Source organism: Aurantimonas coralicida DSM 14790 (genome assembly GCF_000421645.1).
Classification (GTDB): Bacteria; Pseudomonadota; Alphaproteobacteria; order Rhizobiales; family Rhizobiaceae; genus Aurantimonas; species Aurantimonas coralicida.
Map to the genome: position 1 here is coordinate 90,771 of NZ_ATXK01000011.1, position 24,263 is coordinate 115,033.

Annotated in this window: 24 protein-coding genes and 1 tRNA gene; 8 read left to right on the forward strand and 17 right to left on the reverse strand. The window is 67.6% G+C overall.

Translation table 11 applies throughout. From position 1 onward, the window contains the following. Nucleotides 1-57 precede the first annotated feature (57 nt). A complete protein-coding gene (locus tag H536_RS0118680; RefSeq protein WP_024351898.1) occupies nucleotides 58-1,851 on the reverse strand; it encodes an L-lactate permease in 1,794 nt (597 codons plus the stop codon). Between the two features lie 167 nt (nucleotides 1,852-2,018). On the opposite strand from H536_RS0118680, the gene H536_RS0118685 reads away from it, so the two are divergent. Both H536_RS0118685 and H536_RS0118690 read left to right on the forward strand, forming a co-directional pair. Further along, nucleotides 2,019-3,029 (forward strand): LLM class flavin-dependent oxidoreductase, encoded by a 1,011-nt coding sequence (locus H536_RS0118685; RefSeq protein ID WP_024351899.1) that lies wholly within the window; start codon nucleotides 2,019-2,021, stop codon nucleotides 3,027-3,029. Between the two features lie 100 nt (nucleotides 3,030-3,129). Beyond that, nucleotides 3,130-3,828, forward strand: a complete 699-nt coding sequence (locus H536_RS0118690; protein ID WP_029703651.1) for an HAD family hydrolase — start codon at nucleotides 3,130-3,132, stop codon at nucleotides 3,826-3,828. Nucleotides 3,829-3,846: 18 nt separating this feature from the next. Here the strand turns inward: H536_RS0118690 and H536_RS0118695 are convergent, their stop codons facing one another. Beyond that, entirely contained in the window at nucleotides 3,847-5,070 is a 1,224-nt protein-coding gene (locus H536_RS0118695) for an MFS transporter (RefSeq protein ID WP_029703653.1), read from the reverse strand. 139 nt (nucleotides 5,071-5,209) lie between these two features. Further along, nucleotides 5,210-5,285: transfer RNA gene (locus tag H536_RS0118700), tRNA-Ala, on the reverse strand. Nucleotides 5,286-5,461: 176 nt separating this feature from the next. On the opposite strand from H536_RS0118700, the gene H536_RS0118705 reads away from it, so the two are divergent. Together H536_RS0118705 and H536_RS0118710 are read left to right on the forward strand one after the other, a co-directional pair. Further along, nucleotides 5,462-5,764 carry a YggT family protein gene (locus tag H536_RS0118705; protein ID WP_009207892.1) on the forward strand — a complete coding sequence of 101 codons (303 nt, stop codon included), beginning with the start codon at nucleotides 5,462-5,464 and terminating at the stop codon, nucleotides 5,762-5,764. A 21-nt stretch (nucleotides 5,765-5,785) separates the two neighbouring features. Then, the gene (locus tag H536_RS0118710) at nucleotides 5,786-6,103 is read left to right on the forward strand and encodes a DUF167 family protein (protein ID WP_024351902.1); all 318 of its coding nucleotides are present in this window, start codon (nucleotides 5,786-5,788) and stop codon (nucleotides 6,101-6,103) included. Nucleotides 6,104-6,217: 114 nt separating this feature from the next. Here the strand turns inward: H536_RS0118710 and H536_RS24505 are convergent, their stop codons facing one another. The 5 genes from H536_RS24505 to H536_RS24510 all read right to left on the reverse strand — a co-directional run bounded on the left by H536_RS24505 (nucleotide 6,218) and on the right by H536_RS24510 (nucleotide 8,627). Then, nucleotides 6,218-6,367, reverse strand: coding sequence for a DUF1127 domain-containing protein (locus H536_RS24505; RefSeq protein WP_155898549.1), 150 nt, complete (start codon nucleotides 6,365-6,367; stop codon nucleotides 6,218-6,220). A gap of 243 nt (nucleotides 6,368-6,610) precedes the next feature. Next, a complete protein-coding gene (gene ppa / locus H536_RS0118720; protein ID WP_024351903.1) occupies nucleotides 6,611-7,147 on the reverse strand; it encodes an inorganic diphosphatase in 537 nt (178 codons plus the stop codon). Between the two features lie 212 nt (nucleotides 7,148-7,359). Beyond that, nucleotides 7,360-7,866, reverse strand: a complete 507-nt coding sequence (locus H536_RS0118725) for a GNAT family N-acetyltransferase (RefSeq protein ID WP_024351904.1) — start codon at nucleotides 7,864-7,866, stop codon at nucleotides 7,360-7,362. Nucleotides 7,867-8,020: 154 nt separating this feature from the next. Then, nucleotides 8,021-8,401 (reverse strand): PH domain-containing protein, encoded by a 381-nt coding sequence (locus H536_RS0118730; RefSeq protein WP_024351905.1) that lies wholly within the window; start codon nucleotides 8,399-8,401, stop codon nucleotides 8,021-8,023. A gap of 4 nt (nucleotides 8,402-8,405) precedes the next feature. Continuing rightward, nucleotides 8,406-8,627: a hypothetical protein gene (locus H536_RS24510; protein WP_155898550.1), complete on the reverse strand. Its 222-nt coding sequence runs from the start codon at nucleotides 8,625-8,627 to the stop codon at nucleotides 8,406-8,408. Between H536_RS24510 and H536_RS0118735 the strand changes: the two genes are divergently transcribed. Beyond that, complete coding sequence (locus H536_RS0118735) at nucleotides 8,607-9,818, forward strand: aminotransferase class V-fold PLP-dependent enzyme (protein ID WP_024351906.1); 1,212 nt, start codon at nucleotides 8,607-8,609, stop codon at nucleotides 9,816-9,818. The two genes, H536_RS24510 and H536_RS0118735, sit on opposite strands and share 21 nt — an antisense overlap. A gap of 95 nt (nucleotides 9,819-9,913) precedes the next feature. Here H536_RS0118735 and typA read toward each other — a convergent pair whose 3' ends face one another. Then, nucleotides 9,914-11,740 carry a translational GTPase TypA gene (typA, locus tag H536_RS0118740; RefSeq protein WP_024351907.1) on the reverse strand — a complete coding sequence of 609 codons (1,827 nt, stop codon included), beginning with the start codon at nucleotides 11,738-11,740 and terminating at the stop codon, nucleotides 9,914-9,916. 311 nt (nucleotides 11,741-12,051) lie between these two features. On the opposite strand from typA, the gene H536_RS0118745 reads away from it, so the two are divergent. After that, a complete protein-coding gene (locus tag H536_RS0118745) occupies nucleotides 12,052-12,261 on the forward strand; it encodes a hypothetical protein (protein WP_024351908.1) in 210 nt (69 codons plus the stop codon). A 92-nt stretch (nucleotides 12,262-12,353) separates the two neighbouring features. Here H536_RS0118745 and H536_RS0118750 read toward each other — a convergent pair whose 3' ends face one another. Both H536_RS0118750 and H536_RS0118755 read right to left on the reverse strand, forming a co-directional pair. Further along, nucleotides 12,354-13,937, reverse strand: coding sequence for an alkaline phosphatase D family protein (locus tag H536_RS0118750; protein WP_024351909.1), 1,584 nt, complete (start codon nucleotides 13,935-13,937; stop codon nucleotides 12,354-12,356). 145 nt (nucleotides 13,938-14,082) lie between these two features. Next, the gene (locus H536_RS0118755; RefSeq protein ID WP_024351910.1) at nucleotides 14,083-16,140 is read right to left on the reverse strand and encodes a M3 family metallopeptidase; all 2,058 of its coding nucleotides are present in this window, start codon (nucleotides 16,138-16,140) and stop codon (nucleotides 14,083-14,085) included. Between the two features lie 291 nt (nucleotides 16,141-16,431). Here H536_RS0118755 and H536_RS22810 point away from each other — a divergent pair, with 291 nt between their 5' ends. Then, a complete protein-coding gene (locus H536_RS22810) occupies nucleotides 16,432-16,851 on the forward strand; it encodes a MarR family winged helix-turn-helix transcriptional regulator (protein WP_230788167.1) in 420 nt (139 codons plus the stop codon). Between the two features lie 153 nt (nucleotides 16,852-17,004). Further along, on the forward strand, nucleotides 17,005-18,237 hold the full coding sequence (locus tag H536_RS0118765) for a multidrug effflux MFS transporter (protein WP_024351912.1): 1,233 nt from the start codon (nucleotides 17,005-17,007) through the stop codon (nucleotides 18,235-18,237). Between the two features lie 42 nt (nucleotides 18,238-18,279). Here the strand turns inward: H536_RS0118765 and H536_RS0118770 are convergent, their stop codons facing one another. The 6 genes from H536_RS0118770 to H536_RS23410 form a co-directional block, all read right to left on the reverse strand. Beyond that, entirely contained in the window at nucleotides 18,280-18,867 is a 588-nt protein-coding gene (locus tag H536_RS0118770) for a protein-S-isoprenylcysteine O-methyltransferase (protein ID WP_024351913.1), read from the reverse strand. Beyond that, nucleotides 18,864-20,063, reverse strand: coding sequence for a lipase family protein (locus H536_RS0118775; protein WP_024351914.1), 1,200 nt, complete (start codon nucleotides 20,061-20,063; stop codon nucleotides 18,864-18,866). Before H536_RS0118775 ends, H536_RS0118770 begins: the two co-directional genes overlap by 4 nt. Nucleotides 20,064-20,247: 184 nt before the next feature. Next, on the reverse strand, nucleotides 20,248-21,036 hold the full coding sequence (locus H536_RS0118780; RefSeq protein ID WP_155898552.1) for a glutamine amidotransferase: 789 nt from the start codon (nucleotides 21,034-21,036) through the stop codon (nucleotides 20,248-20,250). Nucleotides 21,037-21,040: 4 nt separating this feature from the next. Further along, nucleotides 21,041-21,508 (reverse strand): tellurite resistance TerB family protein, encoded by a 468-nt coding sequence (locus tag H536_RS0118785; protein ID WP_024351916.1) that lies wholly within the window; start codon nucleotides 21,506-21,508, stop codon nucleotides 21,041-21,043. 38 nt (nucleotides 21,509-21,546) lie between these two features. Then, nucleotides 21,547-23,172, reverse strand: a complete 1,626-nt coding sequence (locus H536_RS0118790) for a heme biosynthesis protein HemY (RefSeq protein WP_024351917.1) — start codon at nucleotides 23,170-23,172, stop codon at nucleotides 21,547-21,549. Between the two features lie 9 nt (nucleotides 23,173-23,181). Continuing rightward, the gene (locus H536_RS23410; RefSeq protein ID WP_024351918.1) at nucleotides 23,182-24,237 is read right to left on the reverse strand and encodes a COG4223 family protein; all 1,056 of its coding nucleotides are present in this window, start codon (nucleotides 24,235-24,237) and stop codon (nucleotides 23,182-23,184) included. Between the last annotated feature and the right edge of the window lie 26 nt (nucleotides 24,238-24,263).

Genomic DNA, 24,263 nt, shown 5'->3' on the forward strand with positions numbered 1-24,263 from the left:
ATGACAAAGGCCCGGCGGATCGCTCCGCCGGGCCTTTCGTTTGCCGGAACCGTGCGCCTATCGGGCGGGCGCCGGCTCCTGCGCGGCGACCGGGCGCCGGCTGCGGTTGAAGGCCATGGCGGTCAGGACGATCGCCAGCCAGACGACCGCCAGGATCAGCCAGATGCCGCCATAGATCAGCCCCATGCCGATCAGGCCGGCCTGCACGACGTAATAGGCCATGGGGATCAGCGTCATGCGGATCACCTCGCCCTCGCGGTCGGTCAGGCCCACCACCGCCGATGCCGCGACGACATTGTGGACGCAGATCATGTTGCCGGCGGCCCCGCCCACGGCCTGCAGCGTGACCACGATCATCGCCCCGGCCGCGCCGAGGCCGATCTGTTCGGCGGCCGAGAACTGGAACAGCGAGAACATCATGTTCGACACGGTGTTCGAGCCGGCGATGAAGGCGCCGAGCGCCCCGATCAGCGGCGCGAAGAGCGGCCAGGCGCTGCCGACCACGCTGGAGACGCCCTCGGCCAGCACCAGCGGCATCGATTCCAGCGGGCCGCGACCGGTGTTCAGGAACACCTGCACCATCGGCACCGCCAGGAGCAGCGCCGGCGCCGCGGCGACCATGGTGCGGGCCGAGCCGGCCCAGGCCCTTGCATAGGCCTTGCCGCTCATGCCGAAGATGAACACCGCCAGCAGCGAGGCGATGATCAGCACCGCGCCCGGCGAATAGAGCAACTGCGCCGTGGCGTTGATGCCCGAGCCGAAGAGATCGTTGAAGGCGAGCGTCGCGCTTGGCGAAGTCAGGGCCGCCTTGAGCGGCGCGATGACACGGGTCAGCACCAGGAGCACCGCGATGATCAGATAGGGCGACCAGGCCCGCATGAGCGAGATCTGCCGGCCGCTGGCATGGCCCGCCGCCACCTCTTCCGCCTCGGCGGCCTTCAGCGTGCCGAACCAGTGGTCGTTCCAGCCCTGCCGCGCCGGGAACTCGAACCGGTCCTTCGGCAACAGGAAGCCGCGGCGCGCCGCCGGCACGACGATCAGGAGGCCGATCAGGCCGCCGACCAGCGACGGAAACTCCGGCCCGAGCAGCCACGCCACCAGATAATAGGGGACGGTGAAGGCGATGCCGGCGAAGAGTGCGAACTTCCAGACCCGGAAGCCCTCGATAAAGGAGCGGTTGGCGCCGAAGAAGCGGGTCAGCATACCGACCATGATCAGGGGGATGACGAAGCCGACCAGAGCGTGGACCATCGCGACATTGGCGGCGATGGCATAGACATAGTCGATGAGCGGCAGCGGCGAGATGGTCTGCAAGACGCCGTCATTGCCCGACAGGCCGGTGTTGATGCCGACGAGCATTGGCGTGCCGACCGCGCCGAATGAGACCGGCGTCGACTGGATGATCAGCGTCACCAGCACGGCGGCCATGGCCGGGAAGCCGATCGCCACCAACAGAGGTGCTGCGACCGCCGCCGGGGTGCCGAAGCCGGAGGCGCCCTCGATCATCGAGCCGAACAGCCAGGCAATGATGATCGCCTGGATGCGGCGGTCGGGTGACAGATCGGTGAAGCCGCGGCGGATGGCGCGGATGGCGCCGCTTTCATGCACGGTCTGCAGGACGAGAATGGCGCCGAAGATGATGAAGAGCAGCGTCAGCGCGGTGACGAGACCGTTGACCGTGGCGCCGGCGACCGTGCCGAGATCCTGCCCCCAGACGGTGAGCGCGATGATCGCCGTGGCCGCATAGGCCACCAGCATGGCAAGCTTGGCCGATCGCCGCATGACGACGAGCAAGACGAACACGATCGCGACCGGCAGCAATGCCAGGCCGAAGAGAACTCCCTGCCCCATTCCCGTTTCCTCCGAAGGGTGAGTGACTTGGCTGCTAATTTCCCTCGGCTGGACAGAAAGCAAGAGGGATTGTTCGTCGTCCTGACGATTGACTGTTCAGACCGGCTTTTCCCGGCCTCTTCCGATCCCCAGATAGACGAAAGTCTGATCCCGAAAGGTGCCAAGCGATGATCCCCTATTCCGTCCTCGACCTGTCGCCGATCCCCGAGGGTGGGACCGCCGCCGACGCCCTGCACAATTCCGGTGATCTGGCGCGCCACGCCGAGGCGCTCGGCTACACGCGCTACTGGATGGCCGAGCATCACAACATGACCGGCATCGCCAGCGCCGCGACGGCCGTGGCGCTCGGCTATGTGGCCGGCCAGACGCAGACCATCCGTGTCGGCGCCGGCGGCGTCATGCTGCCCAACCATGCCCCGCTGGTGATCGCAGAACAGTTCGGCACGCTGGCGACGCTCTATCCGGGCCGCGTCGATCTCGGCCTCGGCCGCGCGCCGGGCACCGACCAGATGACCGCGCGGGCGCTGCGCCGCAGCCTCGACAACTCCGACAACTTCCCCCAGGACGTGATGGAGCTGATGGTCTATTTCGAGGAGGCCGAGCCGAACCAGCGCATTCGCGCGGTGCCCGGCGAAGGCACCCGCGTGCCGGTGTGGATCCTCGGCTCCAGCCTCTACGGCGCCCAGCTCGCCGCCCATCTCGGCCTGCCCTATGCCTTCGCCTCGCATTTCGCGCCGGGTGCGCTCGCCCAGGCCGTCGAGGTCTATCGCGACAGCTACAGGCCGTCGGAGCGCTGGCCCGAGCCGCATTTCATGCTGGCGATCAACGTCTTCGCCGCCGACAGCGACGAGGAAGGCCGGGTGCTGAAATCATCGATGCAGCAGGCCTTCGTGAACCTGCGCACCGGCATGCCCGGCCCGCTGCCGCGGCCGGTCGAGGATTTCGAGGCCCGCGTCGACCCGATGGCGAAATCCATGGTCGACCAGGCGCTGTCGGTCTCGGCCACGGGCTCGCCGGCCAGTGTCGCCGCCAGCCTGTCGGCGCTGATCGACACCTACCGCCCGGACGAGGTGATCCTGACCGGCCAGATCCACGATCACGCGGCCCGCAAGCGGTCCTTCGAGATCGCCGCCGGTGTGATGCAGGAGATCGGCGCGCGCCGCGACGCCGCCGAATAGGCAGTCACGGGCTTCGGACGGGCGGTTCGCCGCCGGGGCGCTTTGCAGCGCCGGCGGCGAACCGCTAGAGATTGCGCGTCACGGATGCGGAGTGCGCCCGATGCCCGCCCTCACCACGATCGGCTTCGATGCCGACGACACGCTCTGGCACAATGAGCGGTTCTTCCAGCTGACCGAGGCCCGGTTCCGCGAGATGCTGGCTGATCATGCCGACGCGGACCTGGTCTCCAGCCGGCTCCTGGAGGCCGAGCGCCGCAATCTCGGCCACTACGGTTTCGGCATCAAGGGCTTCGTCCTGTCGATGATCGAGACCGCGCTGGACGTCACGGGCGACACTGCCTCGCCGGCCATCGTCCGGCAGATCCTCGATGCCGGCCGCGAAATGCTGGAGCACCCGGTCGAAGCCCTGCCCGAAGCGCAGGAGACCCTTGCCGCGCTTGCCGGCAGCTACCGGCTGGTGCTGATCACCAAGGGCGACCTGTTCGACCAGGAGCGCAAACTCGCGGCTTCCGGGCTGGGCGACCATTTCGACGCGGTGGAGATCGTCAGCGACAAGACGGCGGCGACCTATGAGCGGCTGTTCGCCCGCCATGGCGACGGGCCGGCCCGCGCCATGATGGTCGGCAATTCGCTGAAGTCGGATGTGCTGCCGGCGCTGGCGGCGGGCAGCTTCGGCGTCCATATCCCGCATGAGCTGACCTGGGCGCTGGAACATGCCGAGCAGCCGAAGAACGCGCCGCGCTTCCGGCAGGTGGACAGACTCGGCGACGTGCGCACCATCCTCGCCGAGATCGGCTGAGCGCAGGCCGGCCCCGCCTCAGTCGCGGCCGGCCAGGTGCTGGGCCTTGCGCAGATCCGGGAACATCCACGACCACAGCCCGGCGACGCCGACCGTCGCCAGGCCCCCGAGCACCACCGCCGGCACGGCGCCGATCCAGAAGGCCATCACCCCGGCGCGGAACTCGCCGAGCTCGTTGGAGGCGCCGATGAAGACCATGTTGACGGCGTTGACCCGGCCGCGAACCTCGTCCGGCGTCCAGAGCTGCATGATCGTCTCGCGGATATAGACGCTGATCATGTCCGACGCGCCCATGAAGATCAGCGCGACGATGGCGAGCCACGGCACGGCGGCCATGCCGAACAATGCGGTAAAGGCGCCGAACAGGCCGACGAAGACGAACATCTTGACGCCGGCATGGGTCTTGATCGGGTGGGCCGCGAGCCACACCGCCATCGACACCGCGCCGATGCCGGGCGCTGCGCGCAGGAGCCCGAGCCCCCAGGGGCCGACATGCAGGACGTCCCGTGCATAGACGGGCATCAGCGCCACGGCGCCGCCGAGCAGCACGGCGAAGAGGTCGAGCGAGATCGCGCCGAGCACCACCTTCTCCGACCAGATGAAGCGAAAGCCCGCGACGATGGTCTCGAAGCTCGCCGGCTCGCTGGAGCGCTTCTGGCTGGGTGCCGTGATCGACAGGACGAGCACCGCAGCCGCGACGAACAGCGTCAGGCCGGTGCCGTAGGCGGCGACGGGCGACACGCCGTAGAGCAGCCCGCCGGCAACCGGGCCGACAATCGCCGCGATCTGCCAGGAGGAAGAGTTCCAGGCAATCGCGTTGGCGAGCTCCCGCTTGGTGACCAGATTGACCACCAGCGATTGCGAGGCCGGGCCGAAGAAAGCGCGGGCGATGCCGAAGCCGACAAGGATCGCGAAAACCGGATAGGGCGTGGCGAGGCCGTGCCAGGTTAGGAGCAGCAGCCCGAGGGCGCCGAGCGCCTCGACGAGGATCGCCACCGCCATGATCATCCGCCGCGAATAGCGGTCGGCGGCAGCCCCGGTGACCAGCACCAGGACGAGCGCCGGCAGGAACTGGCAGAGGCCGACGATCCCCAGATCCAGCGGATTGCGGGTCAGGTCGTAGATCTGCCAGCCGACCGAGACGACGACGATCTGGATGGCGAAGGTGGAGAAGAAGCGCGACAGCCAGTAGCGCAGGAACCGCGGATTGCGGAAGGCGGCGAAGCGATCCTCGACCGGAATGGCGCTCGCGTCCGGATCGCCCGGCGCGGCGGAAGCGGTCTCACTGTCCTGTGTCACCCACGCACCTGCAACGATCCGGCCCGCACCAACCGGGCAAGGCGGACCATGACTGCGCGATGTCCTGGAAGGAAATGATGGCTGGTGGAGCTGAGCGGGATCGAACCGCTGACCTCGTCATTGCGAACGACGCGCTCTCCCAACTGAGCTACAGCCCCGTCCACCATTTCGACCGGCATTTAGTGCCGCGGCGCCGGCCCTGTCAACGCCCCTTGCATGGCGGCCGCGGCGTGACCGAACCGGGCCGGTCGCACATGCGGCGAAGCGGGCGCGGCTTGCGTATCGGCAAGGCGATGGCTACATCCGAAACCGTTATCGCAAAGGGCCCGATTTGATGCTTGCAGTCACCTACGTCCTCTATCAGGCACTCAATCTGTACTGGTGGATCGTGATCGCGTCGGCCGTGTTGTCGTGGCTCTATGCCTTCAACATCGTCAATCCCGGCAATCCCTTCGTCGACTCCGTCGGCCGCTTCCTGTGGCAGATGACCGAGCCGGTCTATCGGCGCATCCGCCGGGTCCTGCCGGATCTCGGCGGCATCGACCTGTCGCCGCTGGTCGTCCTGTTCGCCATCATGTTCCTGCAGTATCTGATCGCGGTCTACATCAATCCGGCGATCTACAGCGCCGGCATCTGAGCGATTGCTCCGCCCGGTCCGGTGACCGACGCGCGCTTCTGGCGGCCTGACGGCGAGGATGCCGTTCTCGTCGATCTCCGCCTGACGCCGAAATCAGCCGCTGACCGGATCGAGGGCAGCGTGACGGATGCGGCGGGACGCGCCTTCCTGAAGGCGCGGGTGCGGGCCGTGCCCGAGGACGGCAAGGCCAATGCCGCGCTTCTCAAGCTCCTTGCCAAGACGATCGGCGTTCCGAAATCGGCGGTGACGCTGGTCGCCGGCCACACGTCGCGGGTGAAGACCCTGCGCCTCACCGGCGACGCCGGGCGCCTCGCGACGGCGCTCAACGCCCTGAACTGACCTCCAGACACCAAAACGCCGCCCGAACTCAGTCGAAGGCGGCGTGGCATGCATTCATGTGGGGCAGAGCGGATCGATGCCCGATCGCGGCGTCCTGCGCCGCGGCCTCAAGGCTCAGAGACGGCCGAAGCGGACGGCCTGAGTGATCTGCGACCGGCCGACGCCGATGTCGGCGAGCTCGCGGTCGTCCATCATTTCCAGCTGGCGGATCTGGTTACGATGGTTGCGGTAGGTGTTGAGGCGGGTTGTTAGACGGCGAAACATGGGATCCTGATTCCAGGGTTTGGGGTTTTCGATAGCCATCAAGTAAGAGATCGCACTGCACAAAAGTAGTGCGTTTTGCTGCACGTCTCGTGTGCATTCTGCGCATGACGCAGTCATCAGTCCGTCAATATCTTCCGTGTTACGCTGCCGCCGCCCCCTCCTCGTCCGGACGGCCGAATGCAGAACGGGCGCGGCGGTTGCCCGCCACGCCCGTATCTGAATGCTGTCTGTGGACCGGTCCGGTCAGCCCTTGGCGTTCTCGGCCCGCTCGACCGCCGCGGTGATCAGCGACCGCGCCTTGACGCTGTCGCCCCAGTCGCCGATCTTGACCCACTTGCCGGGCTCCAGATCCTTGTAGTGCTCGAAGAAGTGGGCGATCTGCAGCAGCGTGATTTCCGGCAGGTCGCCATATTCGCGAACGTTCTCGAAACGCCGCGTGATGTGCGGCGACGGCACGGCGATGATCTTCTCGTCCTCGCCGCTGTTGTCTTCCATGACCAGCACGCCGATCGGGCGGCAATTGATCACGCAGCCGGGAAACAGCGGCCGGGTGTTGCAGATCAGGACGTCGATCGGATCGCCGTCGTCGGACAGGGTGTGCGGCACGAAGCCGTAATTCCCCGGATAGGTCATCGGCGTGTAGAGGAAGCGGTCGACGACCAGGCAGCCGGCGTCCTTGTCCATCTCGTACTTGATCGGATGGCCGCCCAGCGGCACCTCGATGATGACGTTGATGTCTTCCGGCGGGTTCTTGCCGCGGGCGATCGCGTCGATGCGCATGATGTGTCCTTCCAGATGTGGCCTGTCGATCCGAACGGGCGACCCGCCTCGCATGTCCTTGAAGGACGCGAGAGCGATCCATGGCAGGGATGATCGCGTTGGTGGCCCGGTTTCCCCGAAGACGCTCTAGCCGCTCCGGCGAACCCGCGCAACACGCGGCTGCGCAGGCTGTCCGCCCCTTCGGCCAGGCACGCGCCGGCCGGCTGCGGACGTCAGTTCCAGAGGAAGGCGATCTTGGCGACCTTGCGCGTGTCGAAGCATTCGCTGCCTTCGGCGATGTCGCGTCCGCCGAGGCGCCCGTAGAACTCGATCGCCCGGTCGTTCTCGGCCAGCGCCCAGACCACCAGCCCCTTCAGGCCGCGCTCGCGCAACAGCGCGGCGGCGGCTTCGAACAGGCGCTTGCCGAAGCCGAGCCCCTGATATTCGGGCCGCAGATACAGCTCGTAGATTTCGCCGTCGGCGCGCAACGCCTCGGTACGGTTGCGGCCCAGCGTGGCGTAGCCGATCGGCGCGCCGGAGAACTCGGCCACCAGGATCGCCGCCCCGCTGCGGATCGCCGTGTCCCACCAGTCGTCGTTGCGCCGGCCGATCATCTTTTCGAGGCTGCCATGCGGGATCAGCCCGCCATAGGCGCCGCGCCACGACGTGGCATGCACCGCGGACAGGGCGGCGGCATCGTGCGGTTCGGCCAGACGGATTTCGGCGGCAAGCGTCTTCATGGAAGCTTAACCATAACCCACATCGAACGATCCGTCTTGGTTCGCCGGCACCGTCCGGCGATTCGCGGCGACTGTAGTCGTCCGGGAGTCCGAGCGGGGACACAGCAAGCGGCTATCCCCCGGTTTTTGCTGGAAGGTCGGATCGAAGGCGCGTCTATCGGGGCGCCAGCACGCCCTGCGCCAGCGCCCGCTGGATGCCGGCGATATCGGCACGCCGCGACAATGGCCGTGTGATCGGCGACTGGCCGGACACCCAGAGCGTCATTTCCGAATCCGTATCGAAGCTGCCTGCGGTCTCGATGGCGAACATGGTGATCGACCGATAGGGCACCGACTGGATGTGCCGCTTGCGGCCGGTCATGCCCTGCTTGTCGACCATGATCAGGCGCAGATCGGTGAACACCAGGAGATCCCGCACGATCTGGAAGGCGAGTTCGACACCCTCTCCGGGCAACAGGATCGGCGCCAGATCGGCCTCAATCGCCGTCGCGTCCGCATCGCTGGAAAGGCCCATCAGGCCGGAAATCAGTCCCATCGCATCACATCCCCGTTTCGTCTTCGCCGCCATGTCGGGCGCCGCCCGGCACTGTCCACTCGCGACGGCCACCGACGATGGCCGTCAGTTTTTCTAAGGCCCGGATCAGAATTTGAAACTCCGCCTTACCGGCTCGGCGGATTAAGGTCTGCCCCAACTGGCCTCGCGGCACCCGTTCGCGCGGCTGCGCGTCTGGGAGGATCGCATGAAGCACGGTATCCGGCATCTCTACATTCCCGGCCCCACCAATGTCCCGGAGCGCGTCCGGCGGGCCATGAACGTGCCGATGGAAGACCAGCGGGCGCCTGATTTTCCGGCCTTGTCTCTGCCCCTCTTCCAAGATCTGAAGCGTGTCTTCAAGATGCGCGAGGGACGCGTCTTCATGTATCCCTCCTCCGGCACCGGGGCCTGGGAAGCGGCCATCCAGAACACCCTGGCGCGCGGCGACAAGGTGCTGATGTCGCGCTTCGGCCAGTTCTCGCATCTGTGGGTCGACATGGCCCAAAGGCTCGGGCTCGATGTCGAGGCCATCGACGTGGAATGGGGCACCGGCGTGCCGCTCGATGCCTATGAACGCGCGATTGCGGCGGACCGGGCCCATACGATCCGCGCCGTCTTCGTCACCCACAACGAGACCGCGACCGGCGTGACCTCGGATGTCGCCGGCGTCCGGCGGTTGCTCGATGCCCACCAGCACCCGGCATTGATCTTCGTGGACGGCGTCTCGTCCATCGCCTCGATCGACTTCCGGCAGGACGAATGGGGCGTCGATCTCGCCGTCGCGGGGTCGCAGAAGGGCTTCATGCTGCCGGCCGGCCTGTCCTTCCTGGCCGTCTCCGAAAAGGCGCTGGCGGCGGCTCGCGACAACCGGCCGAAGATGGAGCGCACCTATTTCGCCTTCGCCGACATGATCACCCAGAACGCCAACGGCTTCTTTCCCTATACCCCGCCGACGCAATTCTTCCACGGGCTGCGGGTGGCGCTGGACATGCTCTTCGAGGAGGGGTTGGAAAACGTCTTCGCCCGTCATCACCGGCTGGCCGAGGGGGTGCGGCGGGGCGTCGCCGCCTGGGGCCTGAAGCTGCAGGCCGTGGCGCCGCAATGGCATTCCGACACCGTGTCGGCGATCCGCGTTCCCGAGGGCGTCGATGCGAATGCGGTGATCCGCACCGCCTATGAGCGTTACGACACCTCGCTCGGCGGCGGGCTGGCCCAGCTCTCCGGCAAGGTGTTCCGCATCGGCCATCTCGGCGATCTCAACCCGGCGATGTGCCTGACGGCGCTGAGCGTTGCGGAAATGGCGCTGGCCGATGCCGGCGCGAAGATCGAGCCGGGTTCGGGCGTCGCGGCCGCGCAAGGCTGGTACCGGGATGCCGCGGTCGAGGGGAGCGCCCTCATGCAACACGCCGCGGAATAGCCGCGGCCCGCCACCCGCCCCGCAAACGAAAAGGGCCGCGCATCCCGGATGGAATGCGCGGCCCTTGATGTGTCCGGCGAATGCCGTGCGGCGGATCAGGCCGCCTTGCGGCTCTTGTCGAAGCGCTTGCGCTCGTTGGAGTCGAGATAGATCTTGCGCAGACGGATCGTCTTCGGCGTCACCTCGACGAGCTCGTCGTCCTGGATCCACGACAGCGCCCGGTCGAGCGTCATGCGGATCGGCGGCGTCAGCTTGATCGCCTCGTCCTTGCCCGACGCGCGCATGTTGGTCAGCTTCTTGCCCTTCAGAACGTTCACTTCCAGATCGTTCTCGCGGGTGTGGATGCCGATGATCATGCCGGCATAGACCTTGACGCCGGCGTCGATGACCATCGGGCCGCGGTCTTCCAGGTTGAACATGGCGAAGGCCACGCTCTCGCCGGTGTCGTTGGAGATCAGGACGCCGGTGTTGCGTCCCGGCAGCTCACCCTTGAACGGGGCGTAGCTGTGGAACAGCCGGTTCATGATCGCGGTGCCGCGCGTGTCGGTCAGGAGCTCCGACTGGTAGCCGATGAGGCCGCGGGTCGGGGCATGGAAGACGAGGCGCTGACGATCGCCGCCCGACGGACGCAGCTCGATCATCTCGGCCTTGCGCTCGGACATCTTCTGCACGACGACGCCGGAATGCTCCTCGTCGACGTCGATGACGACCTCTTCGATCGGCTCGAGCGTCTGGCCGTTCTCGTCTTCCTTCATGACGACGCGAGGACGCGAGATGCCGATCTCGAAGCCTTCGCGGCGCATGGTCTCGATCAGCACGGCCAGCTGCAGCTCGCCGCGGCCGGAGACGTAGAAGGAATCCTTGTCGGCGGCTTCCTCGATCTTCAGCGCGACGTTGCCCTCGGCTTCCTTCAACAGGCGGTCGCGGATGACGCGGCTGGTCACCTTGTCGCCCTCGGTACCGGCGAGCGGCGAATCGTTGACGATGAAGGACATCGTCACCGTCGGCGGATCGATCGGCTGGGCGTGCAGCGGCTCGTTGACCTGCGGGTCGCAGAAGGTGTCGGCCACGGTGCCCTTGGACAGGCCCGCAATGGCGACGATGTCACCGGCTTCGGCGAATTCCAGCGGCACGCGCTCGAGGCCGCGGAAGGCGAGGATCTTGGAGATGCGGCCGCTTTCCAGCAGCTTGCCGTCGCCATGCAGCACCTTGACCGCCTGGTTCGGCTTGATCGAGCCGGACTGGATGCGGCCGGTGATCAGGCGTCCGAGGAACGGGTTGGCTTCGAGGATGGTGCCGATCATCTTGAACGGCTCGTCCTTGCCGGCCGTGTCCGGCTCCGGAACATGCTTCAGGATCAGGTCGAACAGCGGGGTCAGGCCCTGGTCCTGCGGGCCTTCCGGCTCCTCGGCCATCCAGCCGCCACGGCCCGAACCGTAGAGGATCGGGAAGTCGAGCTGCTCTTCGGTCGCGTCGAGCGAGACGAACAGGTCGAAGATCTCGTTGAGGACTTCCTGATGGCGCTCGTCGGCGCGGTCGATCTTGTTGATCGCCACGATCGGCTTCAGGCCGACCTTCAGCGCCTTGCCGAGCACGAACTTGGTCTGCGGCATCGGGCCTTCCGACGCGTCGACCAGGATCACGGCGCCGTCCACCATGTTCAGGATACGCTCCACCTCGCCGCCGAAATCGGCATGGCCCGGGGTGTCGACGATGTTGATGCGGGTATCCTTCCACTCGACCGAAGTCGCCTTGGCCAGGATGGTGATGCCCCGCTCCTTCTCCAGGTCGTTGGAGTCCATCGCGCGGTCTTCGGTGCGCTGGTTCTCGCGGAACGATCCCGACTGCGCCAGGAGCTTGTCGACGAGTGTGGTTTTGCCATGATCGACATGCGCGATGATCGCGATGTTGCGGAGCTTCATAAGTGTCACCGGAAACGAGTTAAGGCCGCGGCGGGACCATCAATGGTCCACCCGGCGCGAATTCCACGCTCCCATACAGCAATTTGTGCGGGTGCGAAAGGTGGAGGCGTGTTTATGCGGCGCGACCCGCCCGTCCTCTTCACGGAAGACGGGGCGAACGCGACCGAACGAGCAACCCACATAGTCATTCTGCGCCCCGGACACAACAACCCGGCGCGATACATGCCACAACCGGACTTGACACAACGGAACAAAGGACGAACCATTTGCCCGCTGGAGTTCGATTCGCAGTCCTGCGGAAGGATGACACCATGACGACTGACAGCGGAAAAACCTTTCGGAATGCCGGGTCCGGTCAATACGTGACCAAGCGCTACGCCGAGACGCACCCCCACACGACGATCAGCGAGACCAGGGGCGGCGGCTCGACCCACGGCGCGCATCGCAGCGCGATCACCGGCCGCTTCGTCGGGCCGGCCGCGGCGGGCCGCTGGCCGGACCGGACCATCAAGGACAGCTGATCCGTCACGGCATCCGCGCCCGCCGACCAGGAACCGGGCGACCGGCTGAAGCACGTGGCTCAGCCGGCCGGCCTGTCTGTCCCGCCGCTGCGTCACCCGCGCCGGACGGGGTCGAGCGTCGTCGTCCAGAGCTCCGTGTCGTCGGCATCCATCAGCCGGACCGTCATCTGCTCGCTGTCGCCGTCGATCTCGACGAGGCCGAAGAACTGCAGGCCCATGGACGGCGGCAGGTTGGCGCCCTGCTCCTCGGTCGGCGCCTTCACGAACCGCACCTCCGGCCCGAAGGTCTTGTCGAGATCGTTGGGGCCGAAGGTACCGGCATGGATCGGGCCCGACACGAACTCCCAGAAGGGGTCGAAATCCTGGAAGGCGGCGCGATCCGGGCTGTAGTGATGGGCCGCCGTGTAGTGGACATCGGCGGTGAGCCAGACCGTGTTGGCAATGCCGGCCGACTTGATGAAGCGCAGGAGGTCGGCGAATTCCATCTCGCGGCCCTTCGGCGCGCCGCCATCATTGTTGGACACCGCCTCGACGAGCTTCCTGTCGCCGACATTGTCCCAGACGACGAGGCCGATCGGCATGTCGGAGGCGATCACCTTCCAGGTGGCGTCTGACTTGGCCAGCTCCCGCTTCAGCCAGGCGATCTGCTCGGCGCCCATCATCTGCGTCGCCTCGGACGCCTCGGTTTCCAGCCCCTCGGTGTTGCCGCCGCGATAGGAGCGCAGGTCGAGGAAGAACACGTCGAGCAGCGGGCCATAGGCGATCTTGCGATAGACCCGGCCGGGCTCCTCGGCGACGTAGCCGATGGGCGTCATCTCATGGAAGGCGCGCGCGCTGCGAGCGGCCAGGAGGGCGATGTCCTTGACCGCATAGCGGTCGTCGGCAGTCAGGTCCTTGGCCGAGGACCAGTTGTTGATGACCTCGTGGTCGTCCCACTGGAAGAAGGTCGGGACGCGCGCATTCATCGCCTGGACGTTCTTGTCCATGAGATTGTACTTCCACTGGCCGCGATACTCGTCCAGCGTCTCGGCGACCTTTTCCTTCTCCGGGATGAGAAGGTTCTTCCAGACGCTGCCGTCGGCAAGTTCCACGCTCTCCTTCAGCGGGCCGTCGGCGTAGATCGTGTCGCCCGAATGCAGGAAGAAGTCCGGCTCGTGCTTTGCCATGGTGGCGTAGGCCTTCATGCCGCCGCGGCTCTCGTCGATGCCCCAGCCCTGCCCGACCGTGTCGCCGGACCAGGCAAAGCGGATCGAGCGGCGCGACGCCGGCGCCGTGCGGAAGCGCCCGACGATGGGCTCGGAGACGCCGTTGACGTCGCCGAGATCGGTGGCGACGGCACACCAGAAGATCTCCTGGTCCGATGGCAGCCCGGCGATCAGCCGCTTGGCGGTGAAGTCGGATTCCGGCAGCGTCGTCAGGCTGTGCAGCTTCTTCGCATCGGCAAAACTCTCGGTCGTCGCCCATTCGAAATCGATGCGCGACGGCCGGTCGGCCCGCGTCCACACCATGCCGGAGGTGGCGTCCACGTCGCCGGTCTGGACGCCGTGGGTGAAGGCCGGGCGGCTGGCCGCACGGCTGATCGCCGGCATGGCAAGGCCGGAACCGGCGACGAGCGCCGCCGCCCCCGACGAGGCGAGGAAGCGGCGGCGGGACAGGGGAAAGCGTTTCGCAGACATCGGGGAACCTCCAGCAGAAAGAGGCCCGCACCATCGCCAGCTTGCGTGGCAGGGCGATTGCAGCCCTGCGAAACTTTCGAGTCGTTCCAAACTGCGGCGGCGCCAGCGAAATTCCGGCCCGCCGCAGCAAGGAACGGCCCTGGCCTCAGCCGGTCACGAAGCCGCGCTTGCGCAACAGCGCCCCGGAGGTCGGCATGCGGCCCCGGAAGGCGGTGTAGAGGTCCGCTGCGTCCTGCGAATTGCCGGCCGAATAGACATGCTCCAGGAGCCGCCCGGCCGTCTCGGGATCGAACGGATCGCCGGCCTCCTCGAACGCCTCGAAGGCGTCGGCGTCGAGCACCTCCGACCACATGTAGGAATAATAGCCGGCCGAATAGCCGTCGCCCGAGAAGATATGGGCGAAGTGCGGCGAGCGGTGACGCATGACGATCTCGCGCGGCATGCCCAGCTCTTCCAGCATGGCCCGCTCGGCGGCCAGCGGCTGGTCCGGCACCTCGCGCAATTCGTGGAGGCCGAGATCGATCAGCGCCGAGGCGGTGTATTCGACGGTGTCGAAGCCCGCGTCGAAGCTTTTCGCGGCCAGCATCTTGTCGAGCAACGGCTTCGGCAGCGGCTCGCCGGTCCGCACATGCCGCGCATGCTCCGCAAGCACGGAAGGAACGGTGAGCCAGTGCTCGTAGAGCTGCGAGGGCAGCTCGACGAAATCGCGGGCCACCGACGTGCCGGACAGCGACGGCCAGGTCACGTCGGACAGGAGCCCGTGCAGGGCATGGCCGAATTCGTGAAACAGCGTGCGGGCGTCGTCGAGCGACAGCAGCGCCGGCTGGCCGGCGCTCGGCTTGGCGAAATTGCAGACATTGTAGATGATCGGCAGCTGCCCGCCATCGAGCTTGTGCTGGCTGCGCAACGCGCTCATCCAGGCGCCGGACCGCTTCGACTGGCGGGCGAAATAATCACCGAGGAAGAGCCCGCGCGGCCGGCCGTCGCGGTCGGCGACCGCCCAGACCCGCACATCCGGGTGCCAGGCCTTCGCCTCGGGCAAGGGCGTGAAGGAGAGGCCGAACAACCGGCCGGCCACGTCGAAGGCGGCCGTGATCATCCGGTCGAGCTCGAAATACGGCTTCAGCTCGCTCTCGTCGATGGCGAACTCCCGCTGCCGCCGCTGCTCGGCGTAATAGCGCCAGTCCCAGGGCTCCAGCGGATGATTGTCGCCGCGCTCGCCGGCCAGCTGGCGCAGCGCCGCCGCATCGTCGGCCGCGCGTGTCTTGGCATGCTCCCAGACCTCTTCGAGCAGCGTGCGCACGGCCACCGGCGTCTTGGCCATCGTGTCGTCCAGCTTGTAGGCGGCGAAGCTGTCGAAGCCGAGCAGCCGCGCCTTCTCGGCCCGCAGCCGGAGAATGTCGGCCATGATCTGCCGGTTGTCCGACGCGCCCTCATTCTCGCCGCGGCTCGTCCAGGCGCGGAAGGCTTTTTCGCGCAGGTCGCGCCGTGTCGAGTAGGAGAGGAACGGCACGACCACCGAGCGCGACAGGGTGACGGCGTAGTTCTCGAGCCCGCGATCGGCGGCAACCCCGGCCATGGTCGAGATCAGATCGTCCGGAAGACCGGCCAGATCGTCTTTTTCGAGGCTCATCACCCAATTGTGTTCGTCGGCCAGAATGTTCTGGGAGAAGCGGGTGCCGAGCGAGGAGAGTTCGGCGTCGATCTCGGCCAGCCGCTCGCGATCGGCCCCTTCGAGCCGCGCGCCGCTGCGCACGAAGCCCGCATGGATCCGGTCGAGAAGCCGCCGGTCTTCCGGCGTCAAAGTCGCCGCTGCATCGCGATCGGCATGGACCGCATCGATACGGGCGAAAAGCGCAGCATTGAGAGTGATTTGCGACGAATGACGCGAGAGAAGCGGCGAAACGTCGCGCTCGACCCCCTGCAATGCCGGGTTCGTATGGGCACCGGCAAGGGTGAAGAAGATCCGCGCCACCTCCTCCAGCTTCCGGCCGGCGCGCTCCAGGGCAGCGATCGTATTGTCGAAATCGGCAGGCGCCGTGTTCTCGGCGATCGCCGTGATTTCAGACAGATGCTCGCTCATGGCGGCGCGAAACGCGTCCGGAAAATCTTCGGGACGGAATTGATCGAAGTCAGGTACTTCGCTGGCTAATGCGTCAGGATGGTTATCGTCGAGCGGGACTGCGTGGTGCAAATCGTTCATCTGTCTGCCTTTATCCGCCTCTGCCATGCGCGTGTTCCACGTGTAGATGATGCGGACAGGGTTCAGATGAAAGACCATCGTGCTATTCTGGTCGTGCCGACAGGGTGAAATCCTTCACCCCGGCATTGAGCGAGTAATGTCATTCAGAGCCGGGACGGCTCACCGGAAAACGTGAAACAAGGGCCGCAACCAATGTCGCAACTTCTACCGGGCAACGCCCTTGGCTTTGTTATCGTGGACCTCGGGCGGCTGTATCGGCAGGCTTTCGAGAAAGCGGTCATCGACGCGGGAATGGAACTGACCCCGGGCGAGATCAGGGCGCTCGCCTATGTCGGCCGCTACAGCGGCTCGCGTCAGGCGGTTCTGGCCGAGCGGATGGGCGTCGAACCGATGACCCTGTCGGCCTATCTCGACCGGCTCGAGGCGCGCGGCCTGATCAGCCGCTCGGTCGACCCCAACGACCGCCGCGCCAAGGTCATCGCGCCGACCAGCTCCGCCGAGCGGGTGTTCGAGGAAGCCCGGCCCGTCGCCCTCGCGGTCTATGAGCGCACCGTCAGCGGCCTGTCCGAGGACGAGCGCAAGACCGTCGACGTCATCATGCGCAAGATGCGGGCGAACCTGACCAACGTGCCGCTGAGCGACGGCGACGACCGCGACGCGCCGGAGCCCCTCGCCGATGTCGCGGAGATGCGGGTACAGGGCGCAGCCTAAGGCTCCCTTACGTCTGGCAAGGGCGACGCGTCGACCCTAGATGGCGGTGATCGGGACGGAACGGCGTGCATCGCGCGGCGTTGCCGTCCCTTTCCGGACAGCCACTCACCACGGACCGCCGCCTTGACCGCACAAACTGCCCGCGCGCCCATCATGTCGGAGCGCCGGACGAGCCTCATCGGCGGTTGCCTCGTGGCGATCGGCCCGATCTCCATGGCGCTCTACACGCCGGCCATGCCGACGCTGGTCGCCGAGTTCGACACCACCGAATCGATGATCAAGCTGTCGCTGGCGGTCTATTTCGCCGGCTTCGCGCTGACCCAGCTCGTCTGCGGGCCGATGTCCGACGCCTTCGGACGGCGCGTCACCACGCTCGGCTTCATGGTGCTGTACCTGGCCGGCGCAATCCTCGCCATGGCCGCGGCGAATGTCGAGATGCTGATCGCCGCCCGCATCCTGCAGGGTGTCGGCGCCTCGGTGGGCGTCGCCACCGCCCGCGCCATCGTCCGCGACCAGTTCGAGGGCGAGACCTCCTCGCGGATCATGAACACCATCGGCATCATCCTGGCGCTCGGTCCCGCCGTCTCCCCGACCATCGGCGGCCTGACGCTGGAGCTCGCCGGCTGGTACGCGATCTTCGTGGTGATGATGTTCTTCGGCCTGATCGTCATCGGCGTCACCCTCGGCGCCATGCGCGAGACCGTCGTGCCCGATCCCAGCCGCATCCAGCCGAAGGCGATCCTGCATTCCTACCGGCGGCTGATCAGCAACCGCCACTTCATGGCGACGAGCCTCACGGTCGCCGGCTCGGTCGGCGCGCTCTACACCCTCGCAACGGTCCTGCCCTTCGTCCTGATCGAGCGCGCCGGGCTGACGCCGACCGAATACGGCATCGGCATGCTCGGCCAGTCCGGCATGTTCTTCTCCGGCTCGCTGGCCATGCGCTACCTGATGACCCGCACCAGCGCCTATCGCCTCGTCCCGGTCGGCCTCGGCTTCATCGGAGCCGGCGCTCTGTCGATCGCCCTGTCGATCGCGGTTCTGCCGGTGTCCTATCTGTCGATCATGGTGCCGGTCGGCCTCTACGCCTTCGGCATCGCCTTCGTCATGCCGGCCATGACCACGGCGTCGCTGGCGCCATTCCCGCACATGGCGGGCGCCGCCTCGGCGATGATGGGCTTCATCCAGATGGGAGCCGGCCTCGTCGGCGGCGCGATCTGCGCGGCGATCGGCGAGCCGGTGCTGGCCACGCAGATCGTCATCCCGGCCCTCGGGGTGATCGCCATCGGCTCCTATGCGGTCTATCGGACGCGTCCGCATCTGGCCGAGCCGGAGCCCGCGCCCGAAGTGCCGGCGCCGGAACTCAGCTACGACGGCCGCGGCTGACCCTGCGGTTCGTCCCGTGCTCCGCAGGGCATCAGGGCCGGGTCAGAAGATGCCGGGAATGATCCGTGCCGTGCGCGCCCGGTAGGCGCGATATTCGTCGCCGAAGGCCTCTTCCATCATCCGTTCCTCCGGCGCGACCCGGGCCGCGAAGAGGATGCCGAAGCCGATCAGCCCCGCCGGCCCGGCGATCCAGTTGGGAACCAGCAGCGCCTGCGCCAGCGCCATGGTCCAGAAGGCCGAATACATGGGGTGCCGCACCCGCCGGTAGATGCCCGAGGTCACCAGCCTGTGCTTCTCGCGGATGTCGAGCGAGACCGACCACATCTTGCCGAGCGCTTTGTGGGTCTTGCGGAAGAGGACGAGCGCGCCGGCCATGGCGCCGAGCCCCAGAGCGATCTGCCACCAGGCCGGATCATAGGTGGCGGATTCCGGCCAGCCGGTGGCGACGAACACGCCCGGCAGGATGCCGAGCCCCGTCAGCGAGATCGCCATGCGCAGCGTTTCCGCCGGACCGCGGCGGCTGCGCTCGACACGGGCGCGCTTGGCCCGCCGCTCGAACGGGTAGCGGATCACGTACCAGCCCGCGACCATCAGCGCCCAGGCGACCGATCCGACGAGGGCCGGCGTCACGGCCGCGCTCCTTCGCCCGTCGCCGGTGGAGACAACGGCGGCAGGTCGACGGTTTCGAGGCGGCCGTAATCGACCAGCGGGCGGGGTCCGAGCAGAAGCATGTGGAAGGAATAGGCGCTGCGCCGCTCGACCGCGAGGACGAATTGCCGGTGCAGGCGAAAGAAATCGCGCTTGATGCGCCGGTAGGTGGCCGTCGTCACCAGCCGCTTGAAGCGGATCCGCACCACCGTGGGCGCCTCGCCCTCCCTGATGCCCAGCGAGCGGGCCGGGTCGGATCTGTAGAAATTAATCGGGTCGGACAGGCCCTGCACGTCGATCCAGGGCACCGCATGGGTCACCACGATCTCCCGCACCGCCCGGCGCTGGGCACCGGCCGCCGGGTGCAGCGCGGTCTTCATCAGGCTGGAGCCGACGGTCAGCACCTGCAGCGGGCGGTCGCGGCGGAGCCCCGCCGCAAGCGCCCGGTCCAGCGCCAGGACGGCCAGGCTGGCGCCCAGACTGTGTGCGGCAACCACGATCTCGTCCGCCTCCGTCCCGGCCACGGCGTGGCGCATGGCCTCGGCATGGGCGTCGATCCGGCGCGTGATGGCCGGATTGCGGTCGCGGCAGAAATCGCGGGCCATCGCCCAGTCGTCCATCGCGGTCAGCACGTGCAGGCGGCGGTTGGCGTAGAGCAAGAGCGCCCAGGCCGTCGCGAGACCGGCCAGAACGGCCACGAGCAGGCCCGCAGGACCCGGCAGCGGGGCAAGCGCCGCCACGAGGCCACCGATGATCCAGCCGCCGAACAGCGTTCCGGCCAGGACGGCGAGCGGAAACAGGTAGAAGAACAGATAGCGCCAGCTCACCCGGGCATAGCGGAACACCGTCCCGGTGACGAGAAAGTCGCCGAGACCGGCCAGCCCGCTGAAGAGCCGCCGAAGCGACGAGCGCCCGGCATAGGCCAGGATGAGGTCGCTCCAGTCGCAGAAGACGAGATCGGTGTGGGTGCGCCAACCGTGGCCGGTGAGTTCGGCCCGCAGCACGCCGCGATGGGTCGCGGCTTCCGTCTCGGCGCGGCGATCTGTCGGCTCAATGGCGAGCCGGGTGTCCCAGAGCGCAGCCGTCCGGGCCGCAGCGCGCGCGAAGCGGTCCATATGCGCGGTGATCGGCATCGGTTCGAAGCCCGGAAACACGAACACCAGCCGCTTCTCGATCATGCCATCTCCAGCGTCCGCACGCATGGCGGACCGAATGTCCGGCCTGGCGTGCAGCCTTCCACGCGATGCCCGCGCCCTTCAGCCGATCGCTACGCTACGTCGCAGCATTTGCAAAGATGCAAGCAGGACAGCCGTGCGTCCGCGCCGAACGACCGACCGCCGGTCCCCGTGCGCCGCGACGGGATCAGCCCTTCGGATGCGCCCCGAAGATGCGGGCGAGGAATTCCTCCAGCCAGCGCCGGACCGGCGCGTCGTAGATCGCTCGCCCGTCGAAATGCTGGCGGCGTCCCTGGGCGCCGGGCAGCGTCAGCCGCGCATGGCCGCGGGTCGTCCAGCGATGCATCATCGCCAGTGTCAGCTCGGCATGGAACTGCACGCCATAGGCATTCGGACCGTAGCTGAACGCCTGGTTCGGATACCAGTCACCCTCGGCCAGAAGCGTCGCGCCCGACGGCAGGTCGAAGCCTTCACGGTGCCACTGATAGACCATCTCCGGCCAGTGCGGCAGCAGCGCCCGACCCTGCGGCGTCGCCTTCAGCGGATAGAAGCCGACCTCGGCCAGCCCGTCGCGATGGCTGCCGACGCCGGCGCCGAGATGCTTGGCGAGCATCTGCGCGCCGAGGCAGATGCCGAGAAACGGACGCTCTTCGGCCAGCGGCACCTTCATCCATTCGATCTCGCGCACGAGGTGGGCGTCGGTATCGTTGGCGCTGGGCGGGCCGCCGAAGACCACTGCCCCGCGATGATCGTCCAGCGTCTCCGGCAGGGCATCGCCCATCACCGGCCGGCGGATGTCCATGCGCACGCCATGGGCGTCGAAGACCTGGCCGACGCGCCCCGGCGTCGAGCTTTCCTGGTGCAGGACGACGAGGATCGGACGGGGATCGTCGGTTTCCAGCGTATAGGCATGCCGGGCGATGGCCTGCGCGACCGTATCGGCGCCGTCACTGATGCTGTTGTCGTAGTAGGCCATGAAATCAGTCGGCGACCCCGCTTCTCGTCGCTGCCTCCCGCTTCATCAACATCCGGTCCCGCGTCGAAACGCCGAGCAGGTCGGAGACCCGCCAGATCAGATTGTCTTCCAGCTCGTGAACCGAGCCGTCGGCATAGGTCACTTCCCACAAAAGCTCGACGAAGCGGATGCGCTCGGCCTCGCCCAGCCGGTTCTTCAGGACCGAGGTGAAATTATAGAGATCCACCGCCTCCGTGTCGGCCTCGTCCCCCGCCGCGACGATCCTGTCGACCTCGTCGGGCGCCAGCGCGAATTCCTCGCGCAGGACATCGTGCAGGCGGGTGCGCTCGTCATCGGTCACGACGCCGTCCGCCCGAACGATGTGGAACAGGAGTGCGGCCGTCGCCACGCGCAGATCGTCTTCCGGGTCCTTGCGGCTTTCCGCCGGCCCGGCCCCGATATTGCGCAGAAAATCGCGGAATGCTTCGAACATCGTTCCTCGCCGTGAGCGGCCGTCGGCCTCAAGAGCCGTCAGCCGAACCGCGCTTCCTTGCGCTCTTCGCTGGTCGGCGCGGGTTTGGTTTCCTTCGGCGGGTCAACTGCCTCGGGCTTGCGCGGTTCCGCCGGCTTCGTCGCATCCGTGGCGGCCGGCTGGGTCGCCGCTCCGCCGGTTCCGCCGCCATTCGCCGCGGGAGGCGTGGCCGGCTTTGCCGGTTCGGACGCCGCCGGCTTGGCCGGCGCAGGCGTTGCGGCAGGCACGGCCGCCGGTGTCGCCGGCTCGGGCGTTTTCGCCTCGGCACCGATCGTCTTTGAAGGACCGTGATCGGCCTCGCCATCATGCGCGTCGATCATCGGACCGTCGCCATCGCCGATCCGCTCGACCGGCACCTTCCATTCGAAGGCGTCGAGACGTCCGGTGACCGGCGAGATCGGCGCCCAGTTGCGCGACACGACGCCATCGGCCGTCCAGGCCGGATCGCGCGGCGCGCGGATGGCGCGGCCAAGCCACTCGCGCACCCGGCCGACTTCGCCGGTCTGCGCTTCCTCGATATCGGCGAGCAGCAGATAGGTGCTCTCGCGCGGCTCCGCATCGGCCGCAGCCATTGCGGATTTGCGGGCCAGATCGAATTCGCCGGCATCGAGCGCCGCCCGCGCCAGGCACATCTCGGCTTCCGCGCCGCTGTGCAGGCCGTGCAGCTTGCGGGCCCGCTTCAGCCGGTCCTCGGGCGAATCGCCCGGTCGGGCATGCACATAGGCCTCGGCGATGTCGGGATGCGGCTGGCTGATCCAGCTGGTCTCCAGCACCTTCGAGCCGCGGCGCAGATCGCCCAGGCGGAACAGCGCCTCGGCGGCGACCAGGGCCGCAGGCGGCAGGTCGGGCGCGAGCTTCTGCGCTTCCAGCCCGGCGGTCTTGGCCCCCGCCGGATCGCGCTCCGACAGCGTCATCGCCTTGGCGGTCAGAAGCACGGCGCGCATCCGCTTGGATTCGTCGCGATCGACAAGCCGGGTGTTCTTCTGGGCTTCCAGGATGGCGAGCGCGCCGTCCCAGTCGCCGGCATGGCACTTCGATTCCAAGACGGCGCCGCCGGCCCAGGGCACATGCGGCGCAATCCGCACGGCGCGCTCGGCATAATGGCGCGCGGCGGATTCGTCGCCGACGCGCTCGGCTTCGAGGAACAGGCCGCGCAGGGCGAGAAGCCGGGTCTCCGGGTCGCGCTCCATCTGCTCGAAGGCCGAGCGGGCGCGGGCGTGATCGCCCTCGATCATCGCCGTCTGGGCGTCGAGGAAGCGGATCAGCGGCTCGCGGCGCGTGCCGAGCAGCTTGTCGCTGCGCTTGGTCATGCGGCGGGCAAGCACGGCATCACCGGCGCCGGCGGCGATGATGCCGCTCGACAGGGCCTTGTAGCCGCGGTCGCGCCGGCTCGTGCTCCACCAGTTGCCGATGGCGCCGGGCGTCTTGAAGAAGGCCCGCACCAGCCAGACGACGAGCAGCACGGCGAAGATCAGGACGCCGAGGCCGATGAGGAAGACCATCAGGCTGGTGGCCACCTGCTGGCCCTGCCAGACGAAGGTGACGCTTCCCGGATTGTCGGCCAGCCAGGCAAAACCGATGCCGGCGGCCAGAACGACGAGAAGGAAGGCGAGGATTCGCAGCATGTCTGTTCCTTAGCCCTGATTGTCCTGGGCAGCCGGCTGAGCCGGCGCCGTGGCCGACGCAAGCGCGTCGGCGATGACCCGGTCGGCGGTCTGCCGGGCTTCGACCTGATCGGCGAAATCCTGGCTGGCCTCCTTGGCCGCGTCGGGAAGCGTCTGCCATTCGGCGGTCCAGGCGGACAGATCGCCCGCGCCGATGGCCGCGTCGAGCCGTGCCAGGCTTTCGTTCGGTCCGCCTTCGCCGGGCTCAGCCGAAGCCGACGGCTCGACCGGTCGCACCTGCACCAGCGAGCGCAGGCCCGACAGGAGCTGGTCGCCCACCGGCGCATCCGGTGCAACCGGCGTCAGCTGGCTGGCGATGCGGTCCTCGACCTCGGGCCAGCGCGTCGCCAGCTCGCGCTCGGTCGGCACGCCGTCCGCTGCAAGGGCCCGCAACTCCTCCGTCGCGCCCTCGCCACCGGCGATCTGCGCGTAATTCTCGAGCTGCTGCATGAACGGCCCGCCCGCATCGATCGCGGCCTTCAGATTGGCTGCCGCGAAGGCCTTGGAAGCCTGCAAGTTGCGCGCTTCAACAGTGGCGATCCGGCTGTCGAAGCCGGAAATCGTCTCGTTGATGCCGGCGATCCCTTCCTGCGCGCTGGCCGCCGTCGCCTGCGCGTCGCTCGCCGCCTTGGCGGCGGCATCGGCGCTCGACTGGGCCGCATTCGCCGCCTCCTGCGCGGCGCTGGCGGTCTGGCCGGCCTGATCGGCAGCCTGCTGGGCAGCCGTCGCGGTCTGGGTCGCACCCTCGGCGGCCGTGCGGGCCGCCTCGGCTGCCTGCGCAGCGCTGTCGTCCGCCGGTGCGGCTGCGGCCTGTTCCAGCGCATCGACGCGGCCCGTCAGGGCCTGCGTGTCCGCACCATCACCGGCCGGCGTCGCCGGCAGCGCCGCGAACTGCTCGCGCAGGGCCGCCACTTCGCCGTCCAGATCCTGCAGCGCGCTCTGGCTGGCGTAGCTTTCGCCGGTGGTCTGCTCGCTCGTACCGAAATTCGGCAGATAGCCGGCCGACTGCAGCGCGGCGCCGCCCACCAGGGCGACGATCGCGCCAACGAGGC

Excerpts from the sequence above, each read along its gene's own strand:
- H536_RS0118680 (WP_024351898.1), bottom strand. The coding sequence starts at position 1,851 with ATGGGGCAGGGAGTTCTCTTCGGCCTGGCATTGCTGCCGGTCGCGATC.
- H536_RS0118685 (WP_024351899.1), top strand. The coding sequence starts at position 2,019 with ATGATCCCCTATTCCGTCCTCGACCTGTCGCCGATCCCCGAGGGTGGG.
- H536_RS0118690 (WP_029703651.1), top strand. The coding sequence starts at position 3,130 with ATGCCCGCCCTCACCACGATCGGCTTCGATGCCGACGACACGCTCTGG.
- H536_RS0118705 (WP_009207892.1), top strand. The coding sequence starts at position 5,462 with ATGCTTGCAGTCACCTACGTCCTCTATCAGGCACTCAATCTGTACTGG.
- H536_RS24505 (WP_155898549.1), bottom strand. The coding sequence starts at position 6,367 with ATGTTTCGCCGTCTAACAACCCGCCTCAACACCTACCGCAACCATCGT.
- ppa (WP_024351903.1), bottom strand. The coding sequence starts at position 7,147 with ATGCGCATCGACGCGATCGCCCGCGGCAAGAACCCGCCGGAAGACATC.
- H536_RS0118725 (WP_024351904.1), bottom strand. The coding sequence starts at position 7,866 with ATGAAGACGCTTGCCGCCGAAATCCGTCTGGCCGAACCGCACGATGCC.
- H536_RS0118730 (WP_024351905.1), bottom strand. The coding sequence starts at position 8,401 with ATGGGACTGATTTCCGGCCTGATGGGCCTTTCCAGCGATGCGGACGCG.
- H536_RS0118735 (WP_024351906.1), top strand. The coding sequence starts at position 8,607 with ATGAAGCACGGTATCCGGCATCTCTACATTCCCGGCCCCACCAATGTC.
- H536_RS24510 (WP_155898550.1), bottom strand. The coding sequence starts at position 8,627 with ATGCCGGATACCGTGCTTCATGCGATCCTCCCAGACGCGCAGCCGCGC.
- typA (WP_024351907.1), bottom strand. The coding sequence starts at position 11,740 with ATGAAGCTCCGCAACATCGCGATCATCGCGCATGTCGATCATGGCAAA.
- H536_RS0118745 (WP_024351908.1), top strand. The coding sequence starts at position 12,052 with ATGACGACTGACAGCGGAAAAACCTTTCGGAATGCCGGGTCCGGTCAA.
- H536_RS0118750 (WP_024351909.1), bottom strand. The coding sequence starts at position 13,937 with ATGTCTGCGAAACGCTTTCCCCTGTCCCGCCGCCGCTTCCTCGCCTCG.
- H536_RS0118755 (WP_024351910.1), bottom strand. The coding sequence starts at position 16,140 with ATGAACGATTTGCACCACGCAGTCCCGCTCGACGATAACCATCCTGAC.
- H536_RS22810 (WP_230788167.1), top strand. The coding sequence starts at position 16,432 with ATGGAACTGACCCCGGGCGAGATCAGGGCGCTCGCCTATGTCGGCCGC.
- H536_RS0118765 (WP_024351912.1), top strand. The coding sequence starts at position 17,005 with ATGTCGGAGCGCCGGACGAGCCTCATCGGCGGTTGCCTCGTGGCGATC.
- H536_RS0118775 (WP_024351914.1), bottom strand. The coding sequence starts at position 20,063 with ATGATCGAGAAGCGGCTGGTGTTCGTGTTTCCGGGCTTCGAACCGATG.
- H536_RS0118780 (WP_155898552.1), bottom strand. The coding sequence starts at position 21,036 with ATGGCCTACTACGACAACAGCATCAGTGACGGCGCCGATACGGTCGCG.
- H536_RS0118785 (WP_024351916.1), bottom strand. The coding sequence starts at position 21,508 with ATGTTCGAAGCATTCCGCGATTTTCTGCGCAATATCGGGGCCGGGCCG.
- H536_RS0118790 (WP_024351917.1), bottom strand. The coding sequence starts at position 23,172 with ATGCTGCGAATCCTCGCCTTCCTTCTCGTCGTTCTGGCCGCCGGCATC.